A 14,865-nucleotide genomic window follows, 5' to 3' on the forward strand; every position below is an offset into this window, starting at 1 on the left:
CGGGGGAACCGGGGGTCACCAGTCGTGGACCGTGCCGTCCAGGAGTCGGTTGGTCGGCAGGTACGCCGGTTCGTACGGGTACTTCTCGGCCAGCTGCTCGTCGAAGTTGATGCCGAGACCGGGTTCCTGGCTCGGCCGCAGGCCGCCCTCGGCGAACTCGACCGTCGGTCCGAACACCGCGTTGGTCCGCTCGTCGTGGAGCATGTACTCCTGAATCCCGAAGTTGTGCAACGCGATTCCCAGGTGCACGGCCGCCGACATGCCGACCGGTGAGACGTCGGTCGGACCGTGCATCCCGGACTTGATCTGGTACATCGCGGCGTAGTCCATGATCCGGCGCACGCCGGTGATGCCGCCCGCGTGGGTGACGGGGGAGCGCACGTAGTCGATGAGCTGCTCGCTGATGAGCGTCTGGTAGTCCCAGATCGTGTTGAACACCTCGCCGATCGCCAGCGGGGTGGTCGTGCGGCTGCGGACCAGTCGCAGCGCCTCCTGGTTCTCGGCCGGCGTCACGTCCTCCAACCAGAACAGGTCGTACGGTTCCAGCGATCGGCCCAGGCGCGCGGCCTGGATCGGGGTGAGCCGGTGATGCGCGTCGTGCAGCAGCGCCAGGTCGGGGCCGAACTCGTTGCGCACCGCCTCGAAGACGCTCGGCACGTGACGCAGGTAGGCGCGGGTGTCCCAGGTCTCCTCGGCGGGCCGGGCCGACCTGCGCGCGGGCTCGTAGTCGTAGCGCCCGCCTCCGTCGCCCGCGGCCGAGCTCGACGCCACCCCGTACACCGAGGGCAGGCCGGGGACGCCGGTCTGCACCCGCACCGCGGTGAAACCGAGGTCGAGGTGCGCCCGGATCGAGTCGAAGAGCTCGGGCAGCTCCCGCCCGCTGGCGTGGCCGTAGACCTGGCAGCGCTCGCGGCTCTCACCGCCGAGCAGCTGGTACAGCGGCATTCCCGCGGCCTTGGCCTTGATGTCCCACAACGCCGTGTCGACCGCGGCGATGGCCGCCATCGTCACCGGCCCCCGCCGCCAGTAGCCGCCCCGGTACAGGTACTGCCAGGTGTCCTCGATGCGGTGGGCGTCGCGGCCGATCAGCAGCGGCGCCACGTGGTCCCGGAGGTAGGAGGCCACCGCGAGTTCCCGGCCGTTGAGCGTGGCATCGCCGAAACCGGTCACGCCGTCGGACGTCGTGATCTTCAAGGTGACGAAGTTTCGTCCGGGGCTGGTGACGATGACGTCGGCGCGGTCGATGCGCACAGCGGACTCCTCTGGGGAACGGGACTTCGAGCGTGGACTGGTTCCCCAAGCTAAGGAGGCCCGGCTACCATGACAACTTGTTGCCGATTGTTGTCAACCGAGCGGGTCGCGGAGGCCGAGTGAAGCAGGCACGACCGACGATCTACGACGTGGCCCGCGAGTGCGGCCTCGCCGCGTCCACCGTCTCCCGGACCTTCAGCAACCCCGCCCGGGTCAGCCCCGCCACGCGGGAGCTCGTCCAGGCCGCCGCCGACGCGATCGGCTACGAGCCGCGCCCGCTGGCCAGGGCGGAGGCGCCGGGGCGCATCCGGGTGCTGACGCTGGTGGTCACCGACATCTCCAACCCCTACTACGCGACCGTGATCAAGGCGGCCCAGAGCCGGGCCATCGAGCGCAACTTCACGCTCGCGCTGACCGACAGCGACGAGTCGGCACGCCTGGAGGCCAACAACCTGCGCCAACTGCTGGCCACCACCAGCGGCGGAATCCTGGCCACCTCGCGGCTCTCCGACGAGGCCGTGCGGCAGATCGCCGACTACCGCCCGCTGGTGATGATCAACCGCCAGGTCGAGGGCGTGCCGAGCCTGGTCGTGGACACCGCGGCCGGGATGCGCAAGGCCGTGCGCCACCTCGCCGTGCTCGGCCACCGACGGATCGCCTACCTGTCCGGGCCGCGCAACTCCTGGATCAACGGGCAGCGCTGGCAGGCGGTGCGCGACGAGGCGTCGCAGCTGGACATCGAGGTGTCGTTCCTCGGGCCGTTCGCGCCCAACCGCAAGGGCGGCGAGGACGCCGCGGACGCGCTGGTGCTGGGGAAGGTCTCGGCCGCGATCGGTTACAACGACCTCATCGCGATCGGTGCGCTGCAACGCCTGCGGGCCACCGGCGTCCGGGTGCCCGACGACCTGTCGCTGATCGGCTGCGACGACATCTTCGGCGCCGACCTCACCGTTCCCGGGCTGACGACGATCGCGGGTCCCGCAGACAAGCTCGGGTCCTACGCGGTGGACGTGCTGCACGCGCGGCTGTCGGGGCACGGCGACGGGCCCGGTTCGCTCACCCTCGACTCGCACATGGTCATCCGGGGGTCGACGGGCCCGGCCGGGCGGTAGCGGCTGGCAACTGCTGGCAACCGGTTGTCAGCGGGCCCGTCCGGAGCTGAAGCTCCGCTCATGGACGGTGTCACAGCATCAAGCACGGCCCGCACGCCGCTGAGCCCGCACCCCGACCGCCTGCTCCCGGTGGACCCGGGGCAGCGAGCGATCGCCCGCCGGCTGTACGACAGCGTGCGGGACCTCCCGCTGATCAGCCCGCACGGCCACGTCGACCCCGCGCTGCTCGCCGCCGACGAGCCCTTCACCGATCCGGCGTCGCTGCTGGTGACACCGGATCACTACGTGACCCGCCTGCTGCACGCCCACGGCAAGTCGCTCAACGAGCTCGGCCTCGGCGATGGGGACGGCGCACCGACCGCGAAACCGCGCGAGGTGTGGCGGGCGTTCTGCTCGCACTGGCACCACTTCCTGGGCACGGCCTCGCGGCAGTGGATCGAGTCCGAGCTGCACGACGTGCTCGGCGTGCGGTCCCAGCCGTCCGAGGCCACCGCCGACGAGCTCTACGACGAGCTCGTCGACAAGCTCGCGCAACCCGCGCTGCGGCCGCGCGCGCTGTTCGAGTCCTTCAACATCGAGGTCCTGGCCACCACCGACGACCCGGCCGACGACCTGCGCCACCACCAGGCCCTGGCGGCCGATCCGAGCTGGTCGGGCCGGGTCGTGCCGACCTTCCGCCCGGACCGCTACCTCGACGCCACCGGCCAGGGCTGGCAGCGGGCGCTCGACGAGCTCGCGCAGGCCGGCGGGATCGACACCGACAGCTACCAGGGCCTGGTCCGGGCGCTGGAAGCCCGGCGCGACCACTTCCGGGAGCACGGCGCGACGGCCACCGACCACGGCGCCCCGAGCCCCGAGATGGCCTTCCTCCCCGCCGACGAGGCGTCCCGGCTCTTCGACTCCGTCCGCCGGGGAACCGCGACGCCCGAGGAGGCGCGGCTGCTGTCCCGGCAGCTGCTGGGGGAGAGCGCCCGGATGTCCAGCGAGGACGGTCTGGTGATGGCGCTGCACACCGGGAGCTGCCGCAACCACCACTCGCCGACGTTCTCGCGCTACGGCGCGGACACCGGTCACGACATCCCCGTGCGCAACGAGTTCACCCTGGCGCTGCGGCCGATGCTGGAGCGCTTCGGCACGCACCCGCGCTTCCAGTCCGTGGTGTTCACCCTCGACGAGACGGTGTTCTCGCGGGAGCTGGCGCCGCTGGCCGGGTTCTACCCGACGTTGTACCTGGGTGCTCCGTGGTGGTTCCTCGACGCGCCGCGCGCGATGCGCCGGTTCCGCGACGCGGTGACCGAGACGGCGGGTTTCCACCGCACGGCCGGTTTCGTGGATGACACCCGGGGTTTCTGCTCGATCCCGGCCCGCCACGACACGGCTCGGCGGGTCGATGCCGGACATCTGGCGAGCCTGGTCGCCGAGCACGTCATGGGCGAGGAGGACGCAGCGGCCGTGCTGCACGACCTCAACGACGCCCTGCCGCGCAAGGCGTTCCGGCTGTGACGGCCGCGATCACGCGGGCCTCGGCGAAGCTCGCCCCCGCCGCGCCCGTGCGCGCCGTGCACCTGGGGCTGGGAAGTTTCCACCGCTCCCACCAGGCGTGGTACACCGCCGCCGCGCCGGACTGGGGGATCGCCGCCTACACGTTCCGCAACACCGAGCTGCCGCGCGCGCTCAACGCGCAGGAGGGCGCGTACACGATGCGCGTGCCGGGCGAGACGGACGCGGTCGAGGCGATCGGTGCCATCAGCCGCGCGCACGCGGGCGTCGAGGTGGAGCCGTGGTTGCGCGACCTCGCCTCGCCCGAGGTCGAGGTGGTCACGCTGACCGTCACCGAAGCGGCCTACGCGCCACCGGAACCCGGACGCGACTCCGCCACGGCTCGGCTGCTGGCCGGGCTGCGCGGGCGGTACCGAGCCAACGGCGCGCCGATCACGCTGGTCCCCTGCGACAACCTCCCGGCCAACGGCGCGGTGCTGCGCTCGGTGCTCCGCGCGTCGGTGAGCGACGACGCCCGGCTCGCCGGGTGGATCGAGGACCACGTCAGCATCGTCAGCACGGTCGTCGACCGGATCACGCCCGCGCCGGTCAGCGGCGACGCGGAGGCCGCCGCGCGGCTGAGCGGGCTCCACGACGAGGCGCCCGTGGTGGCCGAGCCGTTCACCGAGTGGCTGCTGTGCGGGAGCTTCGCCGCCGGGCGACCGCAGTGGGAGCGGCGCGGAGCGCGGTTCGTCGACGACGTCGACGTCTACGCCAGCCGGAAGCTGTGGTTCCTCAACGGCGCGCACACGCTGCTCGCCTACGCCGGGCTCGCGCGCGGCCACCGCACCATCCGCGACGCGGTCAACGACGGTCGCCTCGCCGCGCTCGTGCAGGAGTGGTGGGACACCGCCGCCCGGCACATCGCGGTGGATCCGGCGGAGATCGCCGAATACCGGCGGAACCTGCTCATCCGCTTCGCCGCGCGAGGCATCCGGCACGAGCTGGCGCAGATCGCCCACGACGGCTCGCAGAAGATCCCGGCCCGGCTGCTGCCGGTGCTCCGCGCGGAGCGCGCCGCGGGGCGGCTGCCCGCACCGGTGGTGTTCGGTCTCGCCGCGTGGTTGCGTCACGTCCAGGCCGGGCAGGCCCGCGACCCGCGCGCCGCGGAGCTGGCCGAGGCGGCGCGGTCGACCGATGCCGTCCGCCGGTCCCTGCTCGCCCTGGACCCGGAGATCGGTGCGGACGACGAGCTTGTCTCCGCCGTCGGAACCGAAGTGCGGTCGATGGCCGGCCGGGGTTCGGTGCTGACGACCCGCCGCTGACACCCGGGCCCGCTGCGAGCGGGTCCGGTCCCTGACCCCGCGCCGGTCCAGCAGCAGAACGGCTGCTCCGGGCGCGGAACCCGAAGAAGAAGGGAGCAATGATGCTTCGTCCTCTCACCAACGCCTTCCGCGACTGCCGCGCGCTCGATGGGTTGTGGCGCTTCGCGGTCGACGCCGAGGGGGTCGGGCGCGACCAGCACTGGTGGCGCGGCGCGCTGCCGGGCAAAGCGGAGATGCCGGTTCCGGCCAGCTACAACGACATTCCTGCCGATGCGGCGGTGCGCGATCACGTCGGCGAGGTCTGGTACCAGACGTGCGCGCACGTGCCCGCGACCTGGGGCGGGCAGCGGATCGTGCTGCGCTTCGGCGCCGCGGCGCACCGCGCCACGGTGTGGGTCGACGACCAGGAGGTCGTCTCGCACGTGGGCGGCTACACCCCGTTCGAAGCCGACGTGACGGATCTGGTGCGACTGGGCGAGGCCAACCGCGTCACCGTCGTCGTCGACAACCGGCTGGACTGGGACTCCATCCCGCCCGGCTACGTCGAGGACACCCCAGACGGGCCGAGGCAGCGCTACCACCACGACTTCTTCAACTACGCCGGCCTGCACCGCACGGTGTCGCTGTACGCGACCCCGGCCGCGCACATCACCGACGTGACGGTGACGACCGACCTCGACGGGCTCGCCGGAACCGTCGACTACGAGGTGCGCGCCTCGGAGGGCGAGCGGGCGCGCGTCGCGCTGCACGACGCCGAGGGAACCGAGGTCGCGCGGGCCGAGGGCCTGTCCGGTCGGCTGCGGGTCGAGGACGTGCACCCGTGGCGGCCCGGCGAGGGCTACCTGTACGACCTGCGCGTGGAGCTGCTCGGCGCAGATGAAGCCGTCGTCGACCGGTACTCGCTGAACGTGGGCGTGCGCACCGTCGCCATCGACGGGACGGACTTCCTGATCAACGGAGAACCGTTCTACTTCACCGGTTTCGGCATGCACGAGGATCACGTGGTGCGCGGCAAGGGCCACGACGACGCGTCGATGGTGCACGACTTCGCCCTGCTGGAGTGGATCGGTGCCAACTCGCTGCGCACCTCGCACTACCCGTACGCGGAGGAGGTGCTCGACTACGCCGACCGGCACGGCATCGTGGTGATCGACGAGACCGCGGCGGTGGGCCTCAACCTCGGCATCGGCGGCGGCATCGTCTCCTCCAGCACGCAGGAGACCTACTCGGACGAGACGGTCAGCGCCCGCACCCAGGAGGCGCACCGGCAGGCGATCCGCGAGCTGGTGGAACGGGACAAGAACCACCCCAGCGTCGTGCTGTGGAGCATCGCCAACGAACCGGAGTCGCACACCGACGCCGCCCGCGACTACTTCAAGCCGCTGTTCGCCGAGGCGCGCGCTCTCGACCCCTCCCGGCCGGTCGGGTTCGTCAACGTCATGTTCGCCCCGGCGGGCGAGTGCAAGGTCGCCGAGTTCTCCGACGTCGTGATGATCAACCGCTACTACGGCTGGTACGTCCAAGCCGGTGACCTCGCCGCCGCGGAGCGCGCGCTGGAGGCCGAGCTCCACGAGTGGGTGCGGTGCGAGGGCAAGCCGATCATCATGACCGAGTACGGCGCGGACGCCCAGGCGGGCGTGCACTCCGCGGTGACGCAGCCGTGGACCGAGGAGTACCAGGTCGAGCTGCTGGAGATGTACCACCGCGTGTTCGACCGGGTGGAAGCCGTTGTCGGGGAGCAGGTCTGGAACTTCGCCGACTTCGCCACCAGCGCCGGGTTCGCGCGCGTGGACGGCAACAAGAAGGGCGTGTTCACCCGCGACCGCCGTCCGAAGGCCGCCGCGTTCTCGCTGAAGCGGCGCTGGAACGCGCGCGGCGACGCGGTCGAGTGACGGGGGGAGGTGCTCCGATGAAGCTCAGAGCGCAACAGCTCCTCGGTTACGCGGCCGGCGACGCCGCCAACAACCTGGCCTTCTCGATGGCCTCGATGTTCCTGCTGCTCTACTACACCGACGTGGCCGGGATCCCCGCTGCCGCAGCGGGAACCCTCTTCCTCATCGTGCGGGTGTGGGACGGCGTCGCCGATCTGGTGGCGGGCCGCCTGGTGGACCGGACGTCGAGCCGGTGGGGGAAGTTCCGCCCCTGGCTGCTGTTCGGGTCGCTCCCGCTGCTGCTGCTGAGCGTGGCGACGTTCTCGGTGCCGGACGGCAGCCTGACGGCGAAGCTCATCTACGCCTACCTCACCTACGCGGCGGTCGGCACGGTCTACAGCCTGGTCAACATCCCCTACGGGTCACTGGCGGCGGCGATGACGCAGGAACCGGTGGAGCGCGCGAAGCTCGCCAGCGCGCGGTCGATGGGGTCGGCGGCGTCGATGCTCCTGCTGAGCCTCGTGGTCGCACCGCAGATCAAGAACGCGGAGAACCTGCAGGCGTCGTTGCAGCTGACCACGCTGGTGTTCGTGGTGATCGGCTCGGCGCTGTACCTGTTCACCTTCTTCACCGCTCGCGAGACCGTCCAGCGCGACGTGGGCACCGTGGGGTTGCGGACGAGCCTGCGCACGCTGCGGCAGAACACGCCGCTGCAACTGCTGTGCGTCAGCTCGTTGTTCTTCCTGACCGCGATGTTCTCGATCCAGACGATCGGGGTCTACTACGCGCGGGACGTCCTGGGCGACGCCAACCTCTACATCGTGCTCACGGTGCTCCAAACAGGACTGATGTTCCTGATCGCGCCGGTGGTCCCGTACGTGGTGCGCACGATCGGCAAGCGGGCGGGCTACATGGCGGGAGGTGCGGTCACGGCGGTCGGCTCCGCGGTGGCGATGTTCGCGCCCGCCTCGGCGCCCTACCTCGCCCTGGGCGCGTTCGTGCTCATCGGCACCGGGTTGGGCCTGGTCAACACGCTGATGTGGTCGTTGGAGGCCGACACGGTCGAGTACGGCGAGTGGCGGACGGGGGCGCGCACCGAAGGCACCACCTACGCGGTGTTCTCGTTCGTCCGCAAGGTCGGCCAGGCCCTCGGCGGTGCCGCGGCGGCCTACACCATCGGGCTCGCCGGCTACGTCGGCGGCGCCGAGGTGCAGAGCGCCACGGCGCTCTGGGGAATCCGGGCCGCGGCGGGCATCGTCCCGATCGGCTGCGCGGCGGTCGGCATCGCGATCATGGCCTTCTACCCGCTCACCGAGAAGCGCTTCCGCGACATGACCGCCGAGGTCGCCGAGCGCCGCGAGAGCGCGAAGACGCACACCCCCGCCTGACGAACACCGGCGAGGCCGCTTCCCCAGGAGGAGCGGCCTCGCCGGAGCGGGCGAAATCTCAACTGCCGCAGACGATCCCGAACGAGCGGATCTTGCGGTAGATCGTCGCGCGAGACATGCCGAGGTCGGCTGCCGCGTGCTCCTTGTTCCCGTGGTTGGCCGCGAGGCTCTGGACGATGGCGTCGCGCTCGATCGACTCCATGTGGGTGAGCTGGCGGCGCGTGACGGTCCGGCACTCGGCAGGCAGGTCGGTGACCGCGATCGGACCCGAGCGGTGCCTGCGGGAGACCTCGGCCAGCACGCGCTCCAGCTGCCGGACGTTGCCCGTCCACGGCAGCCGCATCAGCTGGCGCAGGCAGGCGTCGGAGGCCACCAGTTCCCGGCAGCGCGCGTGCCGGGCCAGCAGGTGCGGAACCAGGCGTTGCAGGTCCTCGGTCCGGTGGCGCAGCGGCGGAACCTCGACGGTGTGCGCGAAGAACGGCATCAGCAGGCCCACCGCATCCGGCTCGTCCGGTTCATCGCTGAGTGTGACCGCGACCCAGGACGGCGCCTGCTCGCCAGGGGCGGCCTGCCACGAGGTGAACAGGTCGGTGAGGTGCTGCACGTCCTGCGGCCCGATCGCGTCGGCGTGGCGCAGCACGACCACCGGGGAGGTCTCGTCGGACACGTGCTGGGCGAGCGCTTCGGTCCACGCCTCGACGTCGTCGACATCCGCGCAGTCCAGCTCCACCAGGTGGCAGCTCGGTGCGTGGCGACGCGCGACGGCTCGCGCGAGAGCGGCCTTGCCGGTGCCGGGCTCGCCGCTGAGGATCAGCCAGCTCCCGCCCCGGTAGCTGGTGTCGGCCGCCGAGCACGCCTGCCGCCACGCGGCGCTGGCCCCGACGACTCCCGGCAGCGGCAGGTCGGGCATGCCGGGGGAGCGCGGGGACGGCGTGTGGTTCTTGACGCGGAACACGCCTCCGGCCAGCAGCGTTCCGCTGTACACCGGCCGGTATTCCAGGCGCGCGATCAGCCCGGAGGGCAGGTCGGCCAGCACGGTGGCCCGCTCGCGGCACCCGGCCACGTCGGCGGAGTGGGTGATCAGAGCCGCCCGGTCGGCAGCGTCGTAGAGGTCCTGGGCGTGGCTGTTGACCATCACGACGTCCTCGTTGACCGCGAAGATCGCGCCCGAACCGCGCTGGCAGGAGGACAGGTACTCGCGGAACAACGCCAGTTCGCGCGTTCCGAGACCTTCCAGTATCGCGTCCTCGATCTGCTTGGCGGTCCGGCGCGCGAGGGTCAGCAGCAGCGGTCCCGGGGTTCCGGCCCACGAGGTCAGGTCCAGCGCCCCGACCAGGTGGCCGCGCACCGGGTGGTAGATCGGAGTGCCCGCGCACTCGAAGTCGGCGAGCCGGCTGTTGAAGTGCTCGAAACCCGAGACCAGCACCGGTTCCTGGCATTCGAGCGTGGTGCCGATGCCGTTGGTCCCGATGGACTCCTCGGCGTAGCTGTACCCCGGGGCCAGCGAGATCCGGTCCAGCCCGGCGTGCAGCGCGCGATCCGCGCTCGACCGGCGCACGACCAGACCGTTGGCGTCGGTGAGCAGCACCGCGACCGGGTGGCCGACGAGTTCGGTGGACAGGTTCTCCAGGATCGGCGTCGCACTGCGGACCAGGAGGCTCTCCTCGTCGCGGTCGGCGACGAAGATCGGATCGGGTTCGTCGGTGGCGACGTCGTGCTCCAGCGCGCGCCGCCAGGACGCGGAGATGATCCCCCGAACCCCGGAGAACTCGGTCCGAGGACACGCCAGGAACTTCTCCCGCAAGGCGCTGAGCTGCGCATCTGATCTGTGTCCGTGCGTCGACATGAGCGTCTCCCTTGACGTCTGCGCGCTGGGCCACTGCGCTGTTCCACCCCACGCAGGCTCATCGTGGTGACTACTCACCGGAGCCTCGATCTCACATTGAGACAGATGTCGAGTGCGATCCGCAACACACTCTCCTCCGTCAGCGACGACTGCCCACGTTCGCACCACCGGCTTCGAGGAGGCTGAATTGAGCAGGCAGAGTCTCACCAAGGCGCACAACAAGATCACCGAGCTGTCGTGGGAACCGACGTTCGCCACGCCCGCGACCCGCTTCGGCACCGACTACACCTTCGACAAGGCGCCGAAGAAGGACCCGCTCAAGCAGATCATGCGGTCGTACTTCCCGATGGAGGAGGAGAAGGACAACCGCGTCTTCGGCGCGATGGACGGCGCCGTCCGGGGAAACATGTTCCGGCAGGTGCAGCAGCGCTGGTTGGAGTGGCAGAAGCTCTTCCTGTCCATCATCCCGTTCCCGGAGATCTCGGCCGCGCGAGCGATGCCGATGGCCATCGACGCCGTGCCGAACCCGGAGATCCACAACGGGCTCGCCGTGCAGATGATCGACGAGGTCCGGCACTCGACGATCCAGATGAACCTCAAGAAGTTGTACATGAACAACTACATCGATCCGGCCGGGTTCGACATCACCGAGAAGGCGTTCGCGAACAACTACGCGGGCACCATCGGCAGGCAGTTCGGCGAGGGGTTCATCACCGGTGACGCGATCACCGCGGCCAACATCTACCTGACGGTCGTGGCCGAAACCGCCTTCACCAACACGCTGTTCGTCGCGATGCCCGACGAGGCCGCCGCCAACGGCGACTACCTGCTGCCCACCGTCTTCCACTCGGTGCAGTCCGACGAGTCGCGGCACATCAGCAACGGCTACTCCATCCTGCTGATGGCCCTGGCCGACGAGCGCAACCGCCCGCTGCTGGAGCGCGACCTGCGCTACGCGTGGTGGAACAACCACTGCGTGGTCGACGCCGCCATCGGCACCTTCGTCGAGTACGGCACCAAGGACCGCCGCAAGGACCGCGAGTCCTACGCCGAGATGTGGCGCCGCTGGATCTACGACGACTACTACCGCAGCTACCTGCTGCCGCTGGAGAAGTACGGCCTGACCATCCCGCACGACCTGGTCGAGCAGGCGTGGAACCGCATCACCAACCAGTTCTACGTGCACCGGGTGGCGCAGTTCTTCGCCACCGGCTGGCCGGTGAACTACTGGCGCATCGACCCGATGACCGACACCGACTTCGAATGGTTCGAGCACAAGTACCCGGGTTGGTACAACCAGTTCGGCAAGTGGTGGGAGGCCTACAACCGGCTCCGCTACCCGGGCCGCAACAAGCCGATCGCCTTCGAGGACGTCGGCTACGAGTACCCGCACCGCTGCTGGACCTGCATGGTCCCCTGCCTGATCCGCGAGGACATGGTGGTCGACAAGGTCGACGGCCAGTGGCGGACCTACTGTTCGGAGCCTTGCGCCTGGACCGACACGGTCGCCTTCCGCGGCGAGTACGAGGGCCGGGAGACCCCGAACATGGGTCGTCTCACCGGGCACCGCGAGTGGGAGACGCTGCACCACGACCGGGACTTGGCCGACATCGTCTCCGACCTCGGCTACGTCCGGGACGACGGCAAGACCCTCATCCCGCAGCCGCACCTGGACCTGGACGACCCGAAGCGGATGTGGACGCTCGACGACCTGCGAGGGATCCAGTTCTCCAGCCCGAACGTGACCCTCAACCAGATGACCGATCAGGAGCGCGAGGAGTGGGCGGCGTCCTACCGCGCCAACCCCAACGTGACCTCGTCCTGACGGTCTGAGACCGCGGACGGCGGTGTTCCACCACCTCACCGCCGCCGTCCGCGGTCCCCTTCCCCTGAGCCGGGCCACCGGCGTCCACGTCGCGGACGCCGCGCTGAGAATCGAGATTCCGATGGCCGACAAGCACCGCATCTCCTTCGAACCCGTCGACATCGAGATGGAGGCGGGCGAGGACGAGAAGATCCTCGACGCCGCATTCCGCCAAGGCGTTCACCTCATGCACGGCTGCCGCGAGGGACAGTGCTCGGCGTGCAAGTCCTACGTCCTCGACGGCGAGATCCAGATGGAGCGCTACTCCACCTTCGCCTGCAACGATGCCGAGGTCGAGGAGGGCTACGTCCTGCTCTGCCGGGCGCACGCCTTCAGCGACTGCACGATCGAGCTGCTCAACTTCGACGAGGAGGAGCTGCTCAACTCGGCCCCGCTGCAGCAGGTCAGCACTGAGGTCCTGGAGATCGTCGAGCACACCCGCGACATCGTGGGCCTCAAGCTCAAACCGGTCGAACCGGCCGCGTACGAGTTCAAGGCCGGCCAGTACGCCGACCTGACCATCCCGGGCACCGACGAGCACCGGTCGTTCTCGATGGCCACGACGCCGTCGACCGCCGACCACGTCGAGTTCGTCATCAAGAAGTACCCGGGCGGCCGGTTCTCCTCGCTGCTGGAGGAGGGCATCGCGGTCGGCGACACGATCGAGCTGGCCGGGCCCTACGGCAACTTCACCCTGAAGAACGGGCACGTGCTGCCGCTGGTGCTGATGGCCGGTGGCGCGGGCATGGCGCCCGTGCTCGGGCTGCTGCGGCACCTCAGTGAAACCGGCGACACCCGCCGGATCCGCTTCTACTACGGCGCCCGCACGGCCGCCGACCTGTTCTACCTCGACGAGATCCGCGCGCTGGGTGAACAGCTGGCGGACTTCGGGTTCGTCGTCGCGCTGTCGGAATCCACCGACGGCGCAGGCGATCTCGACGTCGCGATAGAGACCGGCGTGGTCACCGACGTCGTCGAGGCGGCCGAGCCCGAGCTGCACAAGGCCGAGGTCTACCTGTGCGGGCCCCCGCCGATGGTGGACGCGGCGCTGGCGCTGGCCGAGCGCCGGGGAGTGCCCGAGGACCAGGTCTTCTACGACAAGTTCACCACCGCGGTCCAGCCCGACGAGTGATCCGGCCAGGCGGGGGAGCGGTCAACGCCCCCGATACCCAGGTGTCGCAGCGGAGATGTCAAAGGAGAGATCAGATGGCGAGCAGTTCCACGCCCGCGCCCAAGGAGCGCAGCTTCCCGAAGATCGAGTTCACCGATTCCGAGGCCGGCGCGCTGGAGTTCCCCAGTTCGAAGAGCCGGAGCTACAACTACTTCAAGCCCGCCAAGCTGCGGGCCACGGTGTACGAGGACGTCACCGTCGACGTGCAGCCCGACCCGGAGCGCCACCTCAGCCAGGGCTGGATCTACGGCTTCGGCGACGGACCCGGCGGATACCCGCAGGAGTGGACGGCGGCGAAGTCGTCCGACTGGCACGCGTTCCTGGACCCCAACGAGGAGTGGGAGCAGACGATCTACCGCAACAACGCGGCGGTGGTGCGTCAGGTCTCCCTGGGGCTGGAGAACGCCAAGCGCGCCGACGCCTACGGCGGCTGGAACACCGCCTGGCAGAAGTTCATCGCTCGCAACCTGGGTGCCTGGATGCACGCCGAGAACGGCATGGCGCTGCACGTGTTCACCTCCATCCAGCGCTCCGGGCCGACCAACATGATCAACACGGCGGTGGCGGTCAACGCGGCGCACAAGATGCGCTTCGCCCAGGACCTCGCCCTGTTCAACCTGGACGTCTCGGAGTCCCTGGAGTCCTTCGAAGGCACCGTGCACCACGAGGTCTGGCACTCGGCGCAGGAGTGGCAACCCACCCGCAAGGTCGTCGAGGAGCTCACCGCCGTCGGCGACTGGGCGGAGCTGCTGTTCGGCACGAACGTCATCTTCGAGCAGCTCGTGGGCCAGCTCGTCCGCTCTGAACTGGTCATGCAGATCTCGGCCAAGAACGGCGACTACATCACGCCGACCATCGTCGGAACCGGTGAGCACGACTACAACCGCGACCTCGGCTACACCCGCGCGCTGTTCCGGCTGCTCACCCGCGACGAGGAGCACGGCGCCGCCAACCGGGAGCTGTTCGGCCGGTGGCTGGCCAAGTGGGTCCCGCCGTGCCTGGCCGCCGCGCACGCGCTGCAGCCCATCTGGTCCCAGCCGGCGGAGAAGACGCGCACCTTCGACGACTCGTTGAGCGCGACCAAGGAGAAGTTCAGCCAGCTGCTCGAGGAAATCGGGCTCGACGTGCCGAAGGAGTTGGACCAGTGAGCAGCAGCATGCAGTTCGGTTCGCAGGCGGGGTCGTCGAACATGTGCGGCGTCACCCTGATGAACACCCCGATCGGGCGCGTGGTCGCCGAGGTGATGGCGGGCAAGGAGGGCATCGAGCTCGTGGAGTACCCGTCCATGATCCGCGTGGACGGCACCAAGCTCCTGGAGTTCGACTACGACGAGCTGACCGAGGCGCTCGGTGAGCCCTTCGACGGGTCGATCTTCGAGGAGATCAGCTCCACCCACTACGGCCGCATGGTGCACCTCGACGACCGCACCATCCTGTTCGCCAACCCCGAGGACGCGGCCGAGTACATCGGCTTCGACCTGCTCGCGCGGGACTGACCGATCCGAGCCCGCGGTGGCGGGGTGCTGCGCTCCAAGCCCCGCCACCGCGATTCCACAGCA

11 protein-coding genes are annotated in these 14,865 nt (G+C 69.9%); 9 read left to right on the plus strand and 2 right to left on the minus strand.

From position 1 onward, the window contains the following. Positions 1-15 precede the first annotated feature (15 nt). Positions 16-1,251: a D-mannonate dehydratase ManD gene (gene manD / locus KBO27_RS15710; RefSeq protein ID WP_210970741.1), complete on the minus strand. Its 1,236-nt coding sequence runs from the start codon at positions 1,249-1,251 to the stop codon at positions 16-18. Between the two features lie 119 nt (positions 1,252-1,370). Here manD and KBO27_RS15715 point away from each other — a divergent pair, with 119 nt between their 5' ends. From KBO27_RS15715 to uidB, 5 genes are all read left to right on the plus strand, one after another. Next, a complete protein-coding gene (locus tag KBO27_RS15715; protein ID WP_210970742.1) occupies positions 1,371-2,363 on the plus strand; it encodes a LacI family DNA-binding transcriptional regulator in 993 nt (330 codons plus the stop codon). Positions 2,364-2,423: 60 nt separating this feature from the next. Beyond that, complete coding sequence (gene uxaC, locus KBO27_RS15720) at positions 2,424-3,866, plus strand: glucuronate isomerase (protein WP_210970743.1); 1,443 nt, start codon at positions 2,424-2,426, stop codon at positions 3,864-3,866. Beyond that, positions 3,863-5,167 carry a mannitol dehydrogenase family protein gene (locus KBO27_RS15725; protein ID WP_307870433.1) on the plus strand — a complete coding sequence of 435 codons (1,305 nt, stop codon included), beginning with the start codon at positions 3,863-3,865 and terminating at the stop codon, positions 5,165-5,167. Before uxaC ends, KBO27_RS15725 begins: the two co-directional genes overlap by 4 nt. Before the next feature lie 98 nt (positions 5,168-5,265). Then, positions 5,266-7,059: a beta-glucuronidase gene (gene uidA / locus KBO27_RS15730; RefSeq protein WP_210970744.1), complete on the plus strand. Its 1,794-nt coding sequence runs from the start codon at positions 5,266-5,268 to the stop codon at positions 7,057-7,059. 17 nt (positions 7,060-7,076) lie between these two features. Beyond that, positions 7,077-8,426, plus strand: a complete 1,350-nt coding sequence (uidB, locus tag KBO27_RS15735; RefSeq protein WP_210970745.1) for a glucuronide transporter — start codon at positions 7,077-7,079, stop codon at positions 8,424-8,426. A gap of 58 nt (positions 8,427-8,484) precedes the next feature. On the opposite strand, the gene KBO27_RS15740 is transcribed toward uidB, so the two are convergent. Further along, a complete protein-coding gene (locus tag KBO27_RS15740; RefSeq protein WP_210970746.1) occupies positions 8,485-10,272 on the minus strand; it encodes a sigma-54-dependent Fis family transcriptional regulator in 1,788 nt (595 codons plus the stop codon). Positions 10,273-10,459: 187 nt separating this feature from the next. Here KBO27_RS15740 and KBO27_RS15745 point away from each other — a divergent pair, with 187 nt between their 5' ends. The 4 genes from KBO27_RS15745 (at position 10,460) to mimD (ending at position 14,802) form a co-directional block, all read left to right on the plus strand. Next, positions 10,460-12,097, plus strand: coding sequence for a ferritin family protein (locus KBO27_RS15745; protein WP_210970747.1), 1,638 nt, complete (start codon positions 10,460-10,462; stop codon positions 12,095-12,097). A gap of 121 nt (positions 12,098-12,218) precedes the next feature. Next, positions 12,219-13,268 carry a 2Fe-2S iron-sulfur cluster-binding protein gene (locus KBO27_RS15750; RefSeq protein WP_210970748.1) on the plus strand — a complete coding sequence of 350 codons (1,050 nt, stop codon included), beginning with the start codon at positions 12,219-12,221 and terminating at the stop codon, positions 13,266-13,268. A gap of 74 nt (positions 13,269-13,342) precedes the next feature. Then, entirely contained in the window at positions 13,343-14,455 is a 1,113-nt protein-coding gene (locus tag KBO27_RS15755; protein ID WP_210970749.1) for an aromatic/alkene monooxygenase hydroxylase subunit beta, read from the plus strand. Further along, the gene (mimD, locus tag KBO27_RS15760; RefSeq protein ID WP_372448852.1) at positions 14,452-14,802 is read left to right on the plus strand and encodes a propane 2-monooxygenase effector subunit MimD; all 351 of its coding nucleotides are present in this window, start codon (positions 14,452-14,454) and stop codon (positions 14,800-14,802) included. Before KBO27_RS15755 ends, mimD begins: the two co-directional genes overlap by 4 nt. Positions 14,803-14,865 lie beyond the last annotated feature (63 nt).

This window comes from Saccharopolyspora endophytica (assembly GCF_018070075.1).
Classification (GTDB): Bacteria; Actinomycetota; Actinomycetes; order Mycobacteriales; family Pseudonocardiaceae; genus Saccharopolyspora; species Saccharopolyspora endophytica.

Coding starts and splice junctions, on each gene's coding strand:
- uxaC (WP_210970743.1), top strand. CDS start 2,424: ATGGACGGTGTCACAGCATCAAGCACGGCCCGCACGCCGCTGAGCCCG.
- uidA (WP_210970744.1), top strand. CDS start 5,266: ATGATGCTTCGTCCTCTCACCAACGCCTTCCGCGACTGCCGCGCGCTC.
- uidB (WP_210970745.1), top strand. CDS start 7,077: ATGAAGCTCAGAGCGCAACAGCTCCTCGGTTACGCGGCCGGCGACGCC.
- KBO27_RS15740 (WP_210970746.1), bottom strand. CDS start 10,272: ATGTCGACGCACGGACACAGATCAGATGCGCAGCTCAGCGCCTTGCGG.
- KBO27_RS15750 (WP_210970748.1), top strand. CDS start 12,219: ATGGCCGACAAGCACCGCATCTCCTTCGAACCCGTCGACATCGAGATG.
- KBO27_RS15755 (WP_210970749.1), top strand. CDS start 13,343: ATGGCGAGCAGTTCCACGCCCGCGCCCAAGGAGCGCAGCTTCCCGAAG.